Raw genomic sequence first — 20,725 nt, 5'->3', positions numbered from 1 at the left:
TAATCTTACCATGACTTTAAACAAATGCTATATTCTTAGCCATGACCCTAATATGTAATCCCATTTTTCGGGATAGAATCTTTCCATTCCACTTCCTGGATAAAATGTCACCTCGCCAAAATATGCCTTCTCGCCCACCTCGAAAAAATCTACTCTAGCAAATCTCCAATTATGAGCAATTTCCTCAGCCACTTCAATCATCCATTCATAATTTTTGGGTTTTTCAATCTTCTCTGTGCTTCTAGGATATTTTCTATCAAACGGTAGTACATTCCATCCTTTATCAAAAAAAGTCACCTTCAGACCTGACGAATAACGATCCGTACATGTAAATGTACACTTTACCTCACCATTAAAAACCATGAACTTGTAATCTGTTAACTCTTCTTTTCCTTTTTCAGGTTCAATATAAGGTTCAGCCAATATTTTTCTTTCAATATTTTTATATGGCCATTCTCTACCGTTTAAATAATAATCTCTATGCAAACATTGACGTAATTTGGCTCTTGCCTTTTTTTTATCGAAATGTTCCTTATCTTTACAAATCACAACTCCACCAGAATCATGATTACACTTTAATACAAATTTTTCTGGTAATTTATCAAAATCAATTTCATCAAAATCATCCCATACACCAATAGTAGGAATAATATGCTCTTCTCCCACATATGGTTTTACCAAATTTTTAGCTTCTACTTTGTCACACCATGAAGTGTATTCATCAAAATGTTCATTTAATTTAAGCCATTGTATCTTTTCACTAAAGGATTTAGGATTATCTAAATTACATTTCTTTTTCATCAAAAATATAAAACGGAATTTAATCCACATCCTGTCAGGAATAAATCTACAAGCATTTTCTATGAGTAAATATATTTTTTTTAGCATCAATACCTACCATTTTTATACTATTAATTGTTTTCTATAATATTTTTAATATTGTATGGTCTGTCAACGTGAACGCCATAATAAGTCTTCATCATTATTTCACTCATCAAACCAAAAACAAATAAAAGCACTCCGATTATGACAAAAAATATCGTTAATAATGGCGGAATAATGTTTGTAGACATCTTTGCACCAGAGGCATAAATAACAATTGACCAGATACCACAACCAAATCCCAACATAATAAATGCCATCCCTGAGCCCCCCAGCAGGTGCAAAGGTCGGCTTGCAAATTTATTCCAAAACCATACAGAAACCATATCAACAAAACCTTTTATGGTTCGTTTCCAATTATATTTTGTTTTTCCTGCTGTACGAGGGCGATGATGAACCACAACCTCTCCAACAGTAAACCCTTTTATCTTTAGTAAAGCTGGGATAAATCTATGTTGCTCTCCGTATAAATTAATTCCTTCAAAGCATTCCTTTTTATATACTTTTAATGAGCAACCACTGTCGTGTATTCCGTCATGAATTATCAAATGCCTTAAGAAATTTGCACCTCGTGATGTGAACTTTTTCATAAATGTGTCTTTTCTGTTTTTTCGCCAACCAGAAACTATATCTAAATTATTCTCCTCAAGATACTTAATCATCATTGGAATATCAGCAGGATCATTTTGTCTGTCACCATCCATAGTAACTACATAATAATTCTTTGCTTCTTTTATTCCAGCATCCATTGCTGCTGTCTGACCAAAGTTTCTTCTCATTTGAATGAGCTTTAGAGGTCTTAATGTTTTACATATCTCAACTGTCCTATCACTTGACCCATCATCTATAAAAATAATTTCAAATTCATATCCATTTTTCTGACAAACTTCTAAAATTTCTCTGTGTAGCTCAGCTACATTTCCCTCTTCATTAAAAACCGGAACTACTACTGATATACTCTTCATCATGTTCTCTCCACTAACAATAAAATTCTTTATACCACTCTGCAAACTGTCTCAATCCTTCTCTTAATGACGTTGATGGTTTATAGCCATAATTATCTAATAATGGCTGACAATCTGCATATGTTACCGGAACATCACCTGGTTGCATTGGAACCAGCTCTTTATGAGCATCAAAATCATAATTATCAGGCAATACGCCTGCCCTTACCAACTCTTCCTGAAGGATATTTACAAAATCCAATAAATTTTCAGGATTCTGATTACCTATGTTATAAACTGCATAAGGTGGTACTGGAAGCCCATCTTCGCCTATTTGGCGTTTTGGTGCTCCTGCCATCACTCTAATTATTCCCTCTACAATATCATCAATATACGTAAAATCACGTTTACAGTTTCCATAGTTGAAAATTTTAATTTTATCACCCTTTATAAGCTTATTCGTAAATCCAAAATAAGCCATATCAGGTCTTCCAGCCGGGCCATATACAGTGAAAAATCTCAATCCCGTGCTTGGTATATTATATAACTTACTGTATGCATGTGCCATTAATTCGTTCGATTTTTTTGTGGCCGCATATAATGATACTGGATTATCAACCTTATCATCTGTTGAATAAGGAACTTTTTTGTTTGAACCATATACAGAAGATGATGATGCATAAACAAGATGTTCAACCCCTTGATATGTCGAGTTTTCATTTTTTTTATTATAGCTATACCTGCAAGCCTCTAAAATATTATAAAACCCAATCAAATTACTATCTATATACGCTTGAGGATTTTCGATGGAGTATCTTACTCCTGCCTGTGCTGCCAGATTCACCACTATCTCCGGTTGATATTCTTTAAACAAATCTTCAATAACCTGTTTATTACATATCGTATCTCTTATAAATCTATACGATACATCTTTTCTTTCTTTTATTAGTGCATCGATTTGTTTTAATCGAAAGTCCTTTAACTCTACATCGTAATAATCATTTACATTATCAATTGAAATTATACTTATACCTGAATAATCCTTTATCAATCTCATAATAAGATTCGCACCAATAAATCCAGCACCACCTGTTACCAATATTCGCTTATTATTTAACATGTTTTTTCACCCTATTTTCTCACAAATTTATGAACCTGATGTCGGCCTCTAACATCAGTATTTAATATTATCTCTCCACCAGAGAATCCTTGTGTATTTAATAACTGTTCGATATCATCCGTTAACTCATTTTTATTGGTAGTCCAGATATAAACTTCATCACTTGATAAAATCTCATTCCTTTCAACAGTATCCTCAAAAATGTCATCTGCACTGGAGAAATAAAATTTACTCTCTGGCCCCCATAAGTACGCCCCGTAAAATAACGTTCCTGAATCTCCATCATATAGGTATATATTGTGTGTATTATTATAGTTAGTAACCATATATTCTCTATCTTCAAATGACGGCCCGTCGTTATCCAAACTTATAAGTATATTCTCCTTTGAATACCCATTATATATAGTCCAGACTATTAGGCAGAAAAGTATTCCTAAGGCCAAGAAGGATAACTTATTACTATCAAAAAATTCAAGCCCTATTGGAAGTAATAAAATAACCATAAAAAAAATATTTGACATGTAGCGCCATGTATTCCATGGTTCGATTCTACTAATAATCAAAATGTAGAATAAAACAGAAAATTCTATAGTCCACCAAAGCTCGTTTGTAAACTTTTTCTTTATAGTCAATACGATGGCCAAAATATTAACTATTATAATTCCAAACAGAATTACTTTTATTTTATCAGAAGATGAATCCATTAAAAGCATTCTGATATTTCCGAGGAAATATGTAACAGAATCCACTTTACTTCTATAAAGGAAATTATAGACTGCATTTTTTAATTGACTCATATTAATTCCACTGAACTCGCCTTCAATCAATTCAGCTTTAATTGAATCATATTTGATAATAGCATATAACAAAAAAGCTCCACCATACATTCCAATTATTGTTACAGCCTTTTTATACTCCTTCTTACCAATTCTAAAAATAACAAATATTAATAACAAACCTATAGAAATGATTGCCATGTATTGAGAATTGTTATATCCAAAAAGAGTAATTAACATACTTGTTACAATAAGAACTATATAGCGTTTAAATGATTGTTCATTTTGTAGCAAATAATAAATGTATATTAATAACAATACATAAAAAGTATATAATATATAAAATCTGCAGTATCCAACGGTCATTGACACTCTGCCACTAAGCCCCATTAAAGCCACACCTACTAATCCATACACAGAATTTCTATAAAGCTTGGTGCATAGCTTAAAGGTCAATACCAAAACCATAGCAAAAATTAAAACATTTAACAGGATTGATTGAAAAAACAAATTTTCGTTTCCAAATATAGAGTTAACACCATTCAGAAAGATGTTATACTGGCGTCCTAAAATCAATCCCTTGCAATAGTCCAAAATCCCCCATGAATTAAAGATACTATTGCTTTTAAATACACATAATTCATCCCAAAAGTCATTCCCGCAGAATATGTTGTTCATGTATCTTTCAGGATTAATCCAATCTATTCTATTCTGATCCACAGCCCCCAACGCTGAAGCACGGTAAAAGCTTATAATTTCATCATAAACCAAAGTATTTCTATCTTTTAGTATATATATATTTTTATAGCAAATTATGCATATCAATATAAATAATACCAATGTTATTATATTCTCTTTTTTTATATTTAACCTCTTCATACAATCCTCAAATATAATCATTTTCCAATTATACTTTTAATCTTTATTTTAACGTTTAGAATGAGATAATTCTTTCTCATTTTTCTATATTTGCTTAATTCTTTATTTTCAAGAAAATCTCCTGTATTGTACATTGCTAATAACATATTCATTTTGCTTTGAAGATATCTACAACCATCCCTATTATTATCCTTTGCCAACATCCTATATTTCAACTGAATATATTCAAATAAAGTTTTGAGTGTTCTATCTTCATATTCATGTAACCCTCTTGTGGAAAAGAATCGAATTCTATCTTCAAATCCCTCTAGAGCATCGTTTATAGAAGTAAAAGATTCAGTTTGCATAATACTGCCGTTACGAATCATATAATAATAAAATGGAATATCAACAAAAACATATTTATTGACTTTACCTAACTCTCTATGAATCACATATACATCTTCATGAATACGCCCTTCCGGATAACGTATATGTGAAAAAACATCCTTATTAAACAATTTTTGGCACTGAATTACGGTAGATGTATCTCTATCCCACAATTGATTGTAAATATCTGTTCCTGTATATTCAAAGAATTCAAAATTGTCGTAATCAATCTCTTTTGGTACATCCCCTTCATCAAACATCTGATACCCACATGAAACTATATCTGCACCAGTGTCCTTTTGTACCTTAACTAGGATCTCATACATTTTTGTATGAATATAATCATCCGAATCTATAAATGCTATATAGTCACCCGTCGCACTATCCAACCCTGCATTTCTAGCTGATGAAAGTCCACCATTTTCCTTATGTATTACTCTTATTCTATTGTCCACTCTTGCTAATCGATTACATATTTCCCCCGATTTATCTGTGGAACCATCGTTAACCAGAATTATTTCCAAGTTTCTATAAGACTGATTGACAATGGATTCTATACATCTGTCTAAGTAATTCTCAACATTATATACTGGAACTATTACACTAATTTTACTCATATTGAAACAATCTCTTTATCCTAACACGTGTGTTATATAATTTTACTCTTATTTTTAAAATCAAATTAGCCACCCGCAGGCTTATATATACTTTCCAATATTTTTTTTCAACAATATCATTGATAATCTCTTTTTCTTTATGTGTAAAGAATTCTATGCTATCAATCCTTCTCGAAAGATTCTGCCAAAACCCTGGGACATGGTTTGAAAATAATAACTTCTTAAATTTATAATAACCTCCAGCGTTTTCTGCCATATTTTTTAACTCTACATACAAAACATGTGCTTCTAATTCAGATATTTGCCTTTGGATATTTTCATCCTCATCACCATATACAAATTTACTATATTCAAAGGATTGTAATATATCTCCAAACATATTTTCATTATATCTGTGTGAAATAGATTCCATGTTTTGTCTGTATATATATCCTGCATTGTCTGATATATATATATTCTTTGCCCTTAACAAAATCTTATAAAGATATGATAGATCTTCCCATAATTTTATAGAAATCTCTTTTCCTTGCAGAACCTCTAAATAGAGATTTTTCTTAATTATCTTTGTAACCAAACTACAAAGCACACCATTACGCCTTTGGTGTTTATCAAATATCATTTTGGCATAAATATCATCCAATTTTTCGCCTCTATACAATCCTTCTGAGGGAACATCAAATACGACTTTCCCATTTATACTATATCCTGCAGTAACAATATCTGCATTATATGTATCTGCATACTCCATAAGTACAGAAAAGTAATCTGGTTTTAAATAATCATCGCTATCAACGAATCCGAGATAATCACCTTCAGCAAGCAACACTCCCGTATAACGAGCTCTACATGCTCCCTCATTCTTTTTTGATATATACTTAATCTTGCTATACTGCTTTGCATAGCTCTGACAAATATAATCAGATCTGTCTGTTGAGCCATCATTTACCAATATTATTTCGATATCCTCATATTCCTGTTCGAGCAAGCTACAGATACACTTTGATAGATATTTTTCTGTGTTATAAACTGGTACAATTACTGATAACTTACACATAAAATTCCTCGTCTATTTCATTAAGATTGTGTCTATAATATAGTTTAATCTCCTTTTTATATATTCTGCGTAATATTTTATTCTATTGACTATTTTTCCCAAAAACGATCGTTTCACAGGATATGTACCTTTAAAATTCTTTACATCGAATACATCTTCCTTCGGAACTCCTGAAATAATACGTTCATATGGAATCTCAAATCCTATAGGATAACTGAATGCCGGGTCTAATAATCTATAATCTTTTCGCCCAATTATAGCTTTATTTACCCATGACTCATCATGCCATTTTGCAATTCTATTATTTTTCAGATCCTCAATAATCCCACAATCTAACGAATTAATTAAGTCTAAATAGTCCTTTGCCACACCACCATTCATCGCCCCATACACATAAACTTTCCCTTTATTATATGGGACATATGCTCCTGATTTACTATCTCTCTCATATGGATAATCATATATTTTTTTTCTCATAAAACCAGGATGTAAAGTAAATATCAATTTCTCTCCATCTTCTTGTCTTGGCAAAAAATCTGTTTCATTAACAACTTTGTTACAAACTACATTTGCATTGGACTGGTATATATAATCGTACTTCTCTAATTCTTCTCTAATCTCAAGAAATCTATGAAACTTGAGCAATGTTGGTAGTGGCCATGGTTCAGATTTCTGATACATTATGTGAACTCTTGACTCATCACTCCTATATATATTGGTAGCATCTGTAAATACATAATAATGCACTTCGCATTCTTTTAAAAATTTTTCCTCAAAGGAATCAATGAATCTTTTCCAAAAAGCAATGTATGGTCCTGTCGCTATGTATAAAACTGCAATTCTTTTAGTCATCTTTATTCCTCATTATTTTGTAACTATTATTTTTCAGCAAGTAGATGTACTTATTATTTTCATATATTCTGTATAAATATCATATTGCCAATCGCCCATACCATTGTACCATCTATCAGGAACAATAACTATTTTATCAGGGTTATCAGATAAATATTGTGCCCACCAACCAAAGGATGTATTACCTATGATAAAATGCTTGCATTGCGCCATCGCAGCAAGTGATAAATGAACAGGGTAATCACTGGCTTGACAAACAACATCGTACTTACTTGTATCTATAAGATTCTCTTTTACATATTCAACATTATCAGAACAAATAAAAAATAAAGGATTATCTACTTTGCTAATAATATATTCTATGGCTTTTTCATAATAATCCTGATGGCATACATCATACATGTAATTTCCAACATTGTGTTGAACTTTGATACTAATACAAACGGTATTTCTAGAACGCATTAAATCCAAATTAGGATAATTTGATTTTTTCAGTTCATCCTCAATTCGAAAACGATTTTTTATCTCGTCCTTTATGTCTGTGAAATACTTTTCACTTTGATAATAGCCATCGATATATGTATTTTTCGAGAATTTTTTAGGGAATGGAATATATCCATCCTGTACGTTTATTATGCCCAATTTCTCATAAAATTTATGTAAACGTAATGTCCTCTCATGGGCCTGGTCATTTGTTAATCCATTTTCTAAAAGTCTGTATAAAATTTTGCGTTTTAAACGCAGCCATACAATCTTCAATCCATCATTAAATGATTCTTCATGTATATATCTAACATTTGGCAATTCATAATTCACAAGCGAATTGGCATACTCTATACCTTCAGGAGAGTGATTGTTTGTATCTTCTATAATAATTGTCTCATCTTCACCTTTCAGTATCTGAACCATTCTAGCTGCAGAATATATGAAAAGCTGATTTCCTATTCGCCCTCTTAATTTTAAATAAATCATGCACTATCCTCTCGCCGAAAAAAGCCAAAGCAATTTTATCTTTATTCTGTGTGCATACAGAAGATGCACCCCAGGAATCTTAACCAATTCCACTATATCAACTATAAATCGATTCTTATTTTTTTTACTATCCTCAAGCTTTGCATATTCGTCCATAGCCTGAGGTGAAAGATATTTTTCTAAAAAATATTCTATTCTTTCTTTTATATTATCTTCTAATGTATTTCTGTTCCTTGATAAATAATATGATGCAAGATCCTGTCTCAGAGCTTTTGTAGAAGATATTCCATTGGGGTTAACCCTATACTTAAGACATGTGGTATCACACATCCCCAAACGAAATCCATGTGCCAGTGCCCTCAAAAGGAATTCGTAATCTTCACATGCATCTATATTTTTATATCCACCAAGACTGTCAAACACTTCTTTTTTGCCCAACCATGTAGGATGAGGCATACAATTAACCTCTTGAAGGATTCTCTTTAAAAACCTGTCAGTCCAACAAGTTTTATCCTCTTCAGATATAACGTTGCCTTCTTCATCCATTAAAAAAATCTTTGCAGCCACAAGATCATAAACCCCTGACTCAAGGCACTCAAGCTGTTTTTCCAGACGATTACAGAAAGCTATATCATCTGTATCCATACGGGCAATATACTTCCCTTTTGCTTCTGCCAATGCCACGTTCAGGCTTCCAGGTAATCCAATATTTTGCTCATTATATATTAATCTCACTCTGTCGTCTTTACGAGCTTCCGCCTCGATAAAGTGGATCATCTCTTCATTATCAGGAGAATCAATTACTATTAGCAATTCTATATTTTTATATGTCTGTGACAATATCGAATCAATAGATAGCTTTAAATAATCATTTGGTGTATTATATGCACTCATGATTACACTAATTAATTCATTTTGATCTATAGCTGAAACGTTATCCATTTATCTTCTATACACCTCGCAAATTATAAAGCCTTATATAAATCAATATATTTCTTAAAAGCATTCATCTGATTAAAATCTTTTGCTCTAACCTCACAAGCTTTTTCATAGTATTCATGGTCGTCACATACCTTTTCTATGGCAGCTTTTAAGGCTGATACGTTGCCCTTTTCCACTGAAACACCGCAATTACCACCTAATATTTCAGGTGCACCACCAGTAGCATATGTCACCACTGGTGTACCACATGCTATAGCCTCCATATTTACAGTAGGATATGTGTCTTCCAAAGTAGGATTTACATAAACATCCGCCGATGAATATATATCTGCCAACTCTTGTTGGTTGTTTGTCTTATTTATAGGAATGATTCCCTCAGGTAAAGACGATGCCATGTCATTGCTTAGGCCAACCAACACAATGATGTATGAGGAATTAAGCAGATTACGTAACTCTATAAAGGCATCTAATCCCTTTTTTGCATTCCAGTTAAAGGAAACACCCAGCACTATTCTTTTGTCATTTCCTATTTTTTTTCTAAATTCTTTATTTGTAGGTTTGAATATATTCAAATCTATTCCGTTGTTAATTACGGAAATAGTATTATTCGATAAAAAGGATTTTGAAACTATTTCTCCCAACCATTCTGAAGGGGTAACTACTGAAAAGCTATAGTTTTCATACAAATCCTTCTTCGTATCCTGCAACAATGCTGATTTATCAAATACCCAGCTATATGTGTTGGCCTGTGGGCACTTCCCGCAATTATGCTCCCACTTATCGCAACCCACACCATCAAAGTGGGTACAATATCCTGTAAACGCCCAACAGTCATGAAAGGTCCAAACTACTTTTATCCCGTTCTTTTTCAGATAAGAAAAAAGCATCTTTAGATTCGCATTATGTGTGTGAATATTATGCAGATGAACTACGTCTGGAGTAATTCTATCAAGTTCTTTTATAAGCCTACTTGTAATTAATCGGGAATTAAATCCATAATTACCCAGTAGCTTCGCCATAAATGCCTGAAAATATATTTCTATATTGCTTGCATATTTTATATTTCTTTTGGCATCAGATTTTTCACCCATAACATAAAGAATATAACCCTCGTCGCCATTAGCTTCCAGCAATTCATTTATTGCCATGCAAATCTTTCCGGTGCTTCCAGTTTTTTCATATGCGTTTATCTGAACAACCTTCATTATTACTCATCCTGTTTTATATTAGAGCCTTCACATCATCCCAAAACTGCTCTTTTTTCGACTTATCCAGATTATCTCTACCAAATTCCACCGCCTTATTTGAATAAGCGAGAATGGAATCCCTGTCAGCTATAATCTTTTTAAGTGTCGCATCTATATCCTTCTTATCATCTATACAAAAAGCCAAATCATGTTTTTTAAGATATCTGTATCCAGCCTGCTGATTCCATGCCACGGCTATTGTGGCACAACCGCTTTCCAAACAGTCAATTATCTTAGTTGAAAAGGCCAGCCTTGTTCTTAGCTTATATTTCAGCTCAAAGGATTCCACATGAAGGGCAATATCTGCACTCTTATAGATTTTTCTCAGCTCGTCATAGGATACCCTTCCCATGATTTCAGAAGAACGTCCGTCATTCAAAAGCTTTACATACTTATCAATCAGGGTGTCTCCTGTGTATATTTCAAGCTTTGCCTTCACTGAATCCTTATTAATCTCTCTTAGGCTTTCTGCGATAATCGATAAAGTCTTCCATCTACCATACAACAGATTTCCTGCATAAATGATTCGTAGTGGATTATTCAGGCTTTCCTTTGGTGATACATTTATGAAATCGCCATACTTTTTAAGCACCTTGAAATCAATTCCAAGAGCTTTTCCCATCTCTTCCTTTTGTTCATCTGTCATGGTGTAGAAGAGATCAAACATATCTTTATTCTTTCTCAGAGCTTTTCTGAAAAGAATTCTATTAATCCAATATGCTGGTTCAAAACAAATCTGTTTAAAGAAATACATATCATCCCACAGATAAGATACCACCGGGACATTAGCCTTCTTCTTTACATATGCCAGCACATCTATCATTTCTTTTGTGCCGTAGCATGGCGAATAGATAACATCTGGCTTGAAGGATTCAATAAAATCATCCAAATCATTATTCTCCCACTTTGCCATGCTCCAAGCAAATGTTCTAAACAAATAAAAAATGTGAAAATTAAATTTCCTAAAAAACTTATATACCTTACTGTTTACTCGTACATCCTCGACATTATTATTCTTTGGCCAATCCTTGTAGGAAATCCTCTTTCCCACCTTTGTGCCCTTAAAAAGATTTAATAACATCATCTTGTCGGTCATCTGGTAATAATCTTTGCACAAGCTATTGAATGGCTCACCAGGTGAACAATATATATTTGCGAATTCAAAACCTGAATCAGAAAAAAGATTAGTCGTTACATTTCCAGCATTATTATCTTCTCTCCAAGTTTCTAATGATACAATTAAAACCTTCACTCTTATTTTTCACCCTTATCTAATATTATGCCTTCAGCTATCTCGCCCATATTCATGGTTCTAAATCCATACTTTTCTTTGAGAACCTGATAGTATTTTAATATTTCTTCCAGATTCTCAAGGTTCTTTTCTGTGTATGTTGAAAAATTGTGTGGATGCCACCATAAATGGAAAACTTTTCCATGCTTGGCAGCGTATAGCATCTGTCTCTTTATTCTGTGTAGCTTCAACCCTTCAAACATAGCTAATTTCGATATATAAGGCCTATATAATCTAGAACCTGTAATATTTACCATTCCATTTACATAGCTTGGGCTATGGGTATTTGAACCGCTAAGATTGATATAGCTATCCAGCAATCTAAGTCCTCTCAGTAACAGACCACTCATCTTATTATAAATCCAGTTGTCTTCCAACCCTCTGTAGGTTGTGAAGCCTCTTTCAGCACACTTTTCCAGATACTCTCCATCGATTTGATTTCTTGGGAATACTATAGATTTTGGCTCCACGCCGTGCTTATTTAAAACATTTTTTGCACTATTTAAATCTGCCTCAAACTGCTCCAAAATCTGTCCTTTTTCAGTGCAATAATAGTGCGAAAAGGTATGGCTACCAATTTCCTGTCCTTCCACTACTTTAATAAGCTCAATGGACTCTGGATAATAAAACATTTCCGCTATATCAGGATTATTGTATTTCAGGTAGGTAGAAACTTCTCCATTGGCATAGGTAGGCCTGAACACCTCTGCTGGAGCAATAGCGTCATAATCACAGCTATTCTTTGTTAGAATACCGCCCACAATTGCCCATGTAGCATGAATTCCATATTTCTTAAATACTTTTAATAGCTCAGGGATAACCACCTCCTTAGTCTGATTAATCTGGTCTCTAAAAGCATCTGCTTCTATAACATCACTCATGCCCCAGTACAACTCATAATCCAAAGAGACACACATCATGCCCTGCCTGGATCTTTTTAAATATTCAAAAAGTGTTGGATGATACCAAAGCTTTGATGGTAAATCCACCCTCTTGGTGTCTATTATTCCTGTCTCATTAAACTTACGTAATATATCAAGCTCCAGCTTGATTCCCTCGCCCACCTGAATATATGGATAGGTTACGTAATTATCCTCTCCTGTTACAGTAATTACCTTTTGTTGGATAACATCACCTGTATCGATACCAGCATTTACCATGTGCACTGTCACACCGCAGTTTTCAAAATCTCCATTTGCCACTGCCCAATAAGCACCGTGAACACCTCTGTACTTTGGAGTGATGCCTAAATGCATATTTATAATTGGACACTTAATCTGCTCCAAAATAGCTTTGGAGATAATTCTTGTACCATTTACAATAATAATATCTGGATTAGCTTCGTTTATTGCCTTTATAGTTTCATCTGAATTAACACTTGGTACATTGATAACAGGTACTTTTTCCCTGAAATCTTCTGATATGTTCAAATCAAACTTACTAATAATTTCACTAATTCTAGATTTGCTTTTTTTCTCTAATCTTCTTGGTACAAATGTTAGAAAGGCAATCTGTCCAGCCACCTTTAATAACCCGAGTCTCTTAATTCTTCCTGTGGCCAGTTTCTTTTTAGAAAGCCTTTCTTCAAACACTACTGTACAATCAGAATATTCTTTACTTACCGCATTTATTACACAGTTAGAATAATCACCCTCTGTGCATAAAAATAATATTTTCATTCAATCTATCTCCGCTGCCACTTCTTGTTGTAGACCACAATTATACCTACAATTGAAAGTATCGAAACTATTTCAGCCACTCTCCAATGCCATGGTTCCTCAAAACCAACTCTAATCTCACCTGAATATGGCTGAACAAAATTTACTGTAAGCTTATTATTATTTCCTCTTACAGCATCCAGTTTATTACCATCTTTATCTCTTGCAATGATATACGGATATGCGAATCTTGGAAGCTCCACTGCTTCTCCAGCTTCTACATCCACATCGACTGTCAAATCCACTCCGTCTTCTTTTACCACAGAAGCCTTCATATCTTCGCCATAGTCGATAGCTTCTTTTGAAACATTAGTACCGTCCAACAGGTACTGGCCTGCTATAAGCTCGTACATTCCAAATTCGCCACCACGAGAGTAAATAAATAAGTCTGCCGTATCATAAGAATTGTTGATGCTTATTGCAAATCTCTCATCCAAATACTGACTGAGGAAGAAACAAGTCATAAGTGTGCTAGCCAATGCTATATAGGCATAAATCCTTTTGTCTATAAGCTTTAGCTCGATTATTCTATCAATACACAAGCAAAGCAACACACTCAAGAAGCAAATAGCGATACCTATATATCTGTACTGGAACTGTACTGTTACTAGCATTTTTCCAATCTTTGGAATCTCATATACTCTATTCCATGGGAAACAGTCGCTAGCCACAAATAACATAACCACTGAACCTGCAAATGTCACTTTGATTCTGTTATCAGCCTTCTTTGTAGCAATTAAATAAAATCCAATTAAAAGACCCACCATTAAAATAAGACCAGGTGTATGTAAGCCTCTTCGATTAGAATAGTTACCTCCAGTAATTGATTTAAAGAAGGCGAAGTAATCAGCTATATGTGCGCCATTAGCCTGAATATAATCAGATGTAATAGTGCTCTTTAGCATAATATCAAGTCCTTTATAGAATTCCACAAATGGAACTATAAATGAAGCACTTATCAACATGCAAAGAACCACTGCTCCACCTATAACAAGGAGGGTTTCCTTTCGGAAGGTTCTCTTAAATAAAACAATAGCAACACCAGTCAGGGTAAGCACCATCATCTCGGTAGATAAAACATGGTTATATACAATTCCTGACATACCAATTGCAAGAATAAATGCATTCTTCCAATAGCCCTTTTCCTTTACATCCTTTGTGTAAATATTCCAAATAGCTAAGATAACAATTGGATAGAAACATGTAGCAGTATATTCTCCTACAGCAGCTCTTGCATAAAGGCAAAGTAATCTGTAGGTAGAAAGTGTATATGCCAATGCAAATATTCCAGCAGTAACATCCTTTTTAAACATCTTCTTACCACAAACAAAAGTAATTGCAGCCGTAAGAATATTTGCTAAGAAAATATATGCCTTGTAGCTTTGCATAATAGTAAAGCCAATAATTCTAAGGACGGCTGGGATATATAATAATACATCACCATAATAAACAGGCACAGGATATCCATAATCATCGTTGAATACAGAATATGTTCTAACCGGAAACTCTCCATTTAAAAGACCTTTTGCTATAGCCTCTATTCTGACCATATGGAATCTGATATCATCTCCATGCAAGATTCCCTTTGCCAAAAGTGGAAGAGATGCTAAAAATGCAATTCCAGCCACAAGATAAATATAATTTCTATTCTTGTAAATACAATCGACGAATGCTAAACAATTGAATAAAACGCATGCCAATACCCATACAAATATCAACGATTTTACGTCGTTATTATTTCTAATTATCTGCATTCCTGTTATTTCAAAATCTCCACCATAATACTGCTTGATTCTGAAATTGAAATTTTCTACATGAGACTTTAGTGCGAAATCATATCTTACTTCATTCTTATTATTACTAAGCATGAAATAGTCAGCTGTGTCTATGACACCCTTTTCTACATCCAATCCCACCTTGTGAATTGCTGTAGAATTGTAATCGATTACTATGGTGTATGTGCCAGGCTTTAAGGAACAACCAGGTCCATAAATAAGACTTTCTGTATCAATGTACGGCCTAGCAGTTTCGGCATCAAATTTCCAAGATGAACCATTGTAGCTAAAATCCTCAAAAGCCGATTTCATATCAGCAAGATCTACATTGATAGTATTATTTCCCTTTGAGCGGACTGCCATAGTGATAATCATCAATGCCAACACCAACAGTTCCACAACAAATACGATTATCTTTTTGTCTCTTAATTTTTCCAACTCATTATCTCCTAATTAATGTTCTCTTGAACGGGCACAAATCTCCTCAAGCTCCTCTGGAGTGTGCTTTAAAAATTCATCTGGTCTTACTGTTCTGTCGTCTACATAAAAGCCCTTGTGTCCTGGCCAAACCTTTCCAAATACAATTTCATCGTATGGAATATCCCATTTCTCAAGCCACTCGTGTAATACTACTGCAGTATTTTTATTAATAAGACCGATATTTCCGTTATAGGAATTCATGTTTCTAGATGTATAAAGAATAATCTTGGCTCCATCAGCTTTGCATTCTCTAAGCTTTTCTACCATATCTGGGTATGGAACCAAATCCTCGTATCGCTCTTCTTTTTTCTTTATAGGGCAAAGTGTGCCATCAATATCAAATACAAATGAGTAGTCCTTATACATCTGCCTCAATCTCCTTCAAAATTCTATCCACGTTCAAGATAAATCCAAATACCTTGTGTGGGTTATCAATATGTAATGGAAGCATAGAAATAAATAATGATGCTTCGTAAATACGAACTGTTAAATAATCAAATCCGTTTTCTTCTACCTTAGCCTTGAATATCTTCATATATTCGCTGTTATCGAATGGAATCTCTAAATCGTAACTAAAATCCTCAGCGATTCTAATATCAAACAAGCCATTGTTAAAGAAATCATACTTGCCACATACAGAGTGGCTAAGCTTTGCAATGTCGTAGTATGGATTAGTCCATAAATCCTCTTCCTTGCTGGCTCCCTTAGGATCGATAAACTTCAAAGTCTGTGTAGACTTATTGTATAAAGTATTTGCGAAGCAAGGATCTCCGTGGCCTATTACAAGCTCTTTTGGATAATTATTTCTAGCTTCAATCTTGTCCTTGAGAGCATAATATCTCTTTAATAAATCATCGATGGAAATATTATCCACTCCTGAAAGGAGAGTATCGATTCTCTTGTATTCAGGAAGCTTCTTTAAATCCGCGATACGGCTATCAACCTTATTGATGTAAAGCTCATCAGCCATAGCCTTGTATTCTGTATCAGAACAAGCCTTTGAATGACGGCACTTGAAGAAATAGAAATACTTATCCATAAGTGTCTCAAACTCAGACTTTTCCATGGAACCATGTACCCACTTGATAGCTAGGTCTGTCATGTGGAGACGCTCCATGGTATAGCTAGCTTTTTCATCATCCTCTTTATAATCGAAAGGCATGACAAACCAGTACTTCATATCCTCTGGAAGTAGGTGATAGAAATCATACTCTGCCTTAATCTTTTTCTTATTTGTAGATGATTTTACAAGAGTATATTCATTTCCCTTTAAGCTATTGAAATATCTGGAATCAAAATTTCCTGTGACACACTGGATAAAGTTTCCGATAATTCCAATATCTACCATGCCGTCGATATTGAAATGCTCCTCCAGCTCCTTTATAAGATCCCAAGCCTTACGGCCTGCAATGATATTTTTACAAAATGCCTTGTAGGAATCTAAGTCAGGAAAAAGTGCTGCTACTGCTCTATTTCCATCAAGAGCGCCAAAAGGCTCATCGATAAAGGCAAGCTTTTCAAAAGAAAGGCGAGCCTTTCTGGCATCTGACACGATATAATTTGAAAAGCAGTGAATTACCCTCACATCCTGCATATTATACACATCCAGATGCTTTAATAACTCAACATATTCAAATACAGAATGAATCTTCTGCCATACCACATCAGAGAAGATTTTCTCCATCTCTTCTTTGTAGTAATCCTCTAAGCAGCGCTTCTTCACTACTACATCGGCAAATCCCTTCTCGCCAATGATGTCCTGAATTACTTCACTTTTTCTTCCTGTATCATCATAAATAATAATTGTCTTCATGCTACTTCCTCTCGCTCTTTGCTATATCAAAAGCTTTTACAAAAAGATAAATCACAATCATAAGTACTACACTAAGTAATACAAAACGTCTTAATTCTATTGTCTGATTGCCCATCAAAGCTGACTCCAGATACTCTGAAATCTTTCTTGTAAGGGAACCATCTGCATTAATTCCGTTCATCCTAGCTAAGACTACGACGCTACCAATCTCTGTCACCCATGCCAAAAGAGATAATACGTAAAGGATGATTCCTCGTCCTCGTGATACGTTCATTATTTCAAGATAAACCTTGTTCATGGCCTCAAGTGATTTCAGCGCAGCTATTTTTCTTGTCGATGCATCTGCTCGCAGTAAAAACTTTTTCCAGTATGAATACAAACCTGGAAATACCAAAAACATCAAAACAAAGGCTACGATGAATACCAGTAACAGATATACAAGAGGTATAATCGCTTCTCCGCTACCTAGCCACATCACAATAATCATAGTGACAAGTGCGATAGTATCCATGAAGCGATCCATTAATACTGTAACTACACCTTTGAGCATGTTGCCCGTGTAATGACCATAGCAGTACATCCTGAAAAACTCACCAAGCTTAAATGGAAGCAAAATACTTACAGGTGTAACCTTACAGTATGTCTTCGCATATGTGGAAGGTGTGATATCCGCTCCATAAAGTGCCAGATATAATCTGAGAGCCTTTAGGAAATGCACTAGCATAACGGTGGCTATGATAATAAGTATCTGCCCTCCGCCAATCTGCTGAAAGTCCTTCAATCCCTCGAAGTTCATAAAAAAGATTAGTGCTGCCAATAGCAACACTAAAATATTTATCAAGTTATAAGCAAAAGATTTTTTCTTCATCCTGTCACCACTACTGCTGATTTGAATAAATAACCTGAGCAGTATAAGCCTCCACGATTTTGTCTCTATGTTCGCCTTCTGCAAACTTCTTTTTGTCAACTATATAAACACCAAGCATTTTTAGGACCACAATCGCTTGATTTACCATTTTAACATTTGAAACCTGATCGTCCTCACGCCAGATAATTGGGAAGAACTTTACCTTGTGCTTATAAAAAGCAGAACCTATTACCATGCAATAATTGAACACAAGATTATCCTTATACTTCAAGTAGAACTTATCCTTGAGTATTTCCACTTTATACATATTTAGTCCGGCGCCTAAATCATATACTCTATATCCACATCCCAATGAATAAATCCAATTATATACGATGTTTCCAAAGGTTCTAAAATTCGAATAGCCCTGAAGCTGGGAACCTTTCATAAAACGTGCTCCAAGGAAACAATCATATTTTTCGTATTCCTTATTCTTAAGATATGGGAGAATATTAACTATATCCCCCTGATCATCACCGTGAAGTACAATAGCATAGTCAAAGCCATTCTCAATAGCGTAGTTAAAGGCCACCTTGTGTGAGCCACCAAGCCCGTAGTTATCATCATTTCTAAGAAGTGATACCTTTACAGGAAGCTGGTGTTCCTTCAAATAATCCTGAACCACCTGCTCACCATTATCAGTACTTCTGTTATTGATAACAAGTACCTCTGAAAGATATCCGCACACCTCATCTGTAAGCTGTCCTAATACTCTCACAATCTGCTTCTCGCAGTTGTACATTGGTATAAAAAGTAAAATCTTGTTGTCCATAATTATAGAAACCTTCCTTACTCCCCTATTTTCACACAATAACACAGAGTAAATTATACACTATCTACCAATAATATGAAACGTTTAAAGCCATTTCTCTATAGGTATAAAAGTGCTATTATACATATTATGAAAATATTAATGATAAATGTGGTCTGTGGAGTCAAAAGCACTGGCAGAATCTGTACAGATTTAGCTATGCAGCTGGAGAAGCAGGGCCATGAAGTAAAAATAGCATACGGCAGAGACAATATTCCTTCTCAATACCAGCGTTTCGCTGTGCGCATTGGCTCTAATATGGACGTGAAAATGCACGGACTTAAAGCTCGTCTTTTTGATGGAATGGGTATGGGCAGTAAGGCTGCTACCGAGAAATTTATTGATTGGGTAAAAGAATACGATCCAGATGTTATTCATCTCCACAATATTCATGGATACTATATAAATGTTCCAGTACTTTTTGACTATCTTAAAACCAGTGGTAAAAAGGTAATCTGGACTCTTCATGATTGCTGGAGCTTCACAGGACACTGCACATATTTTAATTATGAGAACTGCAATAGATGGCAGACTGGCTGTGGCGGCTGTCCTCAGAAGGGTGTATACCCTGTTCTTTGGGGCACTGACCATTCCGCTGAGAATTTTAAATTAAAAAGAAGTCTCTTTACAAGCCTTTCAGATTTAACTATCGTAACACCTTCTGTATGGCTGGAGAATCTGGTAAAGGCTTCCTATATGGGACAATACCCTGTCCAGACTATCCATAACGGAATTGATACATCTGTATTCAAACCTGTAAAGAGTGATGTTCACGAGAGGCTTGGGCTAGTTGGTAAAAAAATCATCTTAGGTGTAGCCGCTGTATGGGATAGAAGAAAGGGGCTTGATGATTTTCTCCAGCTCTCTAAGCTTATAGATGATAGCTATGCCATTGTACTTGTAGGTCTTAAAAAAAAGCAGATTGAGAAGCTTCCTGAAAAAATAATCGGAATCAGAAGAACTGATTCCGTAGCTGAATTAGTAGAGCTATACTCTGCTGCATATGTTTTTGTTAATCCTACCTACGAGGATAATTATCCTACCACAAATTTGGAAGCCATTGCCTGTGGCACTCCTGTAATCACATATAACACTGGTGGTAGCCCTGAAAGTGCAAATCTCTTTGGAGTAACCTTAAAGGATAAAAATGCAGGTGCAATACTTGAGGCATTATCATCCGTTGATAGTATCTCAAAATCAGATGCCAATCTTTCAAATGAAAAGACTATAAAAGAATATTTAACACTATACAAAGAAATGCTATGACCATTCCTTG

The 20,725-nt window shown here is 34.5% G+C and carries 18 protein-coding genes; 1 reads left to right on the top strand and 17 read right to left on the bottom strand.

All coding sequences use genetic code 11. The features are described from left to right. Positions 1-27: 27 nt before the first annotated feature. Genes BMZ41_RS06460 through BMZ41_RS06380 form a run of 17 tightly spaced genes read right to left on the bottom strand, consistent with a single transcriptional unit; the run spans position 28 to position 19,410 of the window. Positions 28-888 (bottom strand): ATP-grasp fold amidoligase family protein, encoded by an 861-nt coding sequence (locus BMZ41_RS06460; protein ID WP_090527870.1) that lies wholly within the window; start codon positions 886-888, stop codon positions 28-30. 23 nt (positions 889-911) lie between these two features. Beyond that, on the bottom strand, positions 912-1,850 hold the full coding sequence (locus BMZ41_RS06455; RefSeq protein WP_242942018.1) for a glycosyltransferase family 2 protein: 939 nt from the start codon (positions 1,848-1,850) through the stop codon (positions 912-914). Positions 1,851-1,860: 10 nt separating this feature from the next. After that, a complete protein-coding gene (locus tag BMZ41_RS06450) occupies positions 1,861-2,946 on the bottom strand; it encodes an NAD-dependent epimerase/dehydratase family protein (RefSeq protein WP_090527867.1) in 1,086 nt (361 codons plus the stop codon). Between the two features lie 11 nt (positions 2,947-2,957). Further along, on the bottom strand, positions 2,958-4,601 hold the full coding sequence (locus BMZ41_RS06445) for a hypothetical protein (protein WP_090527864.1): 1,644 nt from the start codon (positions 4,599-4,601) through the stop codon (positions 2,958-2,960). Between the two features lie 17 nt (positions 4,602-4,618). Then, entirely contained in the window at positions 4,619-5,587 is a 969-nt protein-coding gene (locus tag BMZ41_RS06440) for a glycosyltransferase family 2 protein (protein WP_090527861.1), read from the bottom strand. Then, on the bottom strand, positions 5,580-6,641 hold the full coding sequence (locus tag BMZ41_RS06435; protein WP_090527858.1) for a glycosyltransferase: 1,062 nt from the start codon (positions 6,639-6,641) through the stop codon (positions 5,580-5,582). Before BMZ41_RS06435 ends, BMZ41_RS06440 begins: the two co-directional genes overlap by 8 nt. 12 nt (positions 6,642-6,653) lie before the next feature. Then, on the bottom strand, positions 6,654-7,493 hold the full coding sequence (locus BMZ41_RS06430; protein WP_090527855.1) for a glycosyltransferase family protein: 840 nt from the start codon (positions 7,491-7,493) through the stop codon (positions 6,654-6,656). A gap of 33 nt (positions 7,494-7,526) precedes the next feature. Beyond that, on the bottom strand, positions 7,527-8,465 hold the full coding sequence (locus BMZ41_RS06425) for an alpha-1,2-fucosyltransferase (protein ID WP_090527852.1): 939 nt from the start codon (positions 8,463-8,465) through the stop codon (positions 7,527-7,529). Positions 8,466-8,468: 3 nt separating this feature from the next. Further along, complete coding sequence (locus BMZ41_RS06420) at positions 8,469-9,407, bottom strand: glycosyltransferase family 2 protein (RefSeq protein WP_090527849.1); 939 nt, start codon at positions 9,405-9,407, stop codon at positions 8,469-8,471. A gap of 23 nt (positions 9,408-9,430) precedes the next feature. Next, the gene (locus tag BMZ41_RS06415; RefSeq protein WP_090527846.1) at positions 9,431-10,612 is read right to left on the bottom strand and encodes a glycosyltransferase; all 1,182 of its coding nucleotides are present in this window, start codon (positions 10,610-10,612) and stop codon (positions 9,431-9,433) included. A 16-nt stretch (positions 10,613-10,628) separates the two neighbouring features. Continuing rightward, complete coding sequence (locus tag BMZ41_RS06410) at positions 10,629-11,906, bottom strand: glycosyltransferase (RefSeq protein WP_090527843.1); 1,278 nt, start codon at positions 11,904-11,906, stop codon at positions 10,629-10,631. A 2-nt stretch (positions 11,907-11,908) separates the two neighbouring features. Continuing rightward, the gene (locus tag BMZ41_RS06405) at positions 11,909-13,624 is read right to left on the bottom strand and encodes a formyltransferase family protein (protein ID WP_090527840.1); all 1,716 of its coding nucleotides are present in this window, start codon (positions 13,622-13,624) and stop codon (positions 11,909-11,911) included. A gap of 5 nt (positions 13,625-13,629) precedes the next feature. Beyond that, a complete protein-coding gene (locus BMZ41_RS06400; RefSeq protein ID WP_090527838.1) occupies positions 13,630-15,876 on the bottom strand; it encodes a glycosyltransferase family protein in 2,247 nt (748 codons plus the stop codon). Positions 15,877-15,891: 15 nt separating this feature from the next. Further along, complete coding sequence (locus BMZ41_RS06395) at positions 15,892-16,284, bottom strand: HAD family hydrolase (RefSeq protein ID WP_090527835.1); 393 nt, start codon at positions 16,282-16,284, stop codon at positions 15,892-15,894. After that, positions 16,277-17,731 (bottom strand): hypothetical protein, encoded by a 1,455-nt coding sequence (locus BMZ41_RS06390; protein WP_090527832.1) that lies wholly within the window; start codon positions 17,729-17,731, stop codon positions 16,277-16,279. Before BMZ41_RS06390 ends, BMZ41_RS06395 begins: the two co-directional genes overlap by 8 nt. Position 17,732: 1 nt before the next feature. Then, the gene (locus BMZ41_RS06385) at positions 17,733-18,599 is read right to left on the bottom strand and encodes a lysylphosphatidylglycerol synthase domain-containing protein (protein ID WP_090527830.1); all 867 of its coding nucleotides are present in this window, start codon (positions 18,597-18,599) and stop codon (positions 17,733-17,735) included. A gap of 10 nt (positions 18,600-18,609) precedes the next feature. Next, a complete protein-coding gene (locus tag BMZ41_RS06380; protein ID WP_090527828.1) occupies positions 18,610-19,410 on the bottom strand; it encodes a glycosyltransferase family 2 protein in 801 nt (266 codons plus the stop codon). A gap of 129 nt (positions 19,411-19,539) precedes the next feature. On the opposite strand from BMZ41_RS06380, the gene BMZ41_RS06375 reads away from it, so the two are divergent. Beyond that, positions 19,540-20,715, top strand: a complete 1,176-nt coding sequence (locus BMZ41_RS06375) for a glycosyltransferase (RefSeq protein ID WP_090527825.1) — start codon at positions 19,540-19,542, stop codon at positions 20,713-20,715. Positions 20,716-20,725: the final 10 nt, after the last annotated feature.

The sequence above is a fragment of the Pseudobutyrivibrio sp. UC1225 genome, from assembly GCF_900115215.1.
Lineage (GTDB): Bacteria > Bacillota > Clostridia > Lachnospirales > Lachnospiraceae > Pseudobutyrivibrio.
The sequence above is the reverse complement of the archived record's forward strand: the minus strand, read 5'-3'. Positions and strand labels throughout refer to the sequence as shown.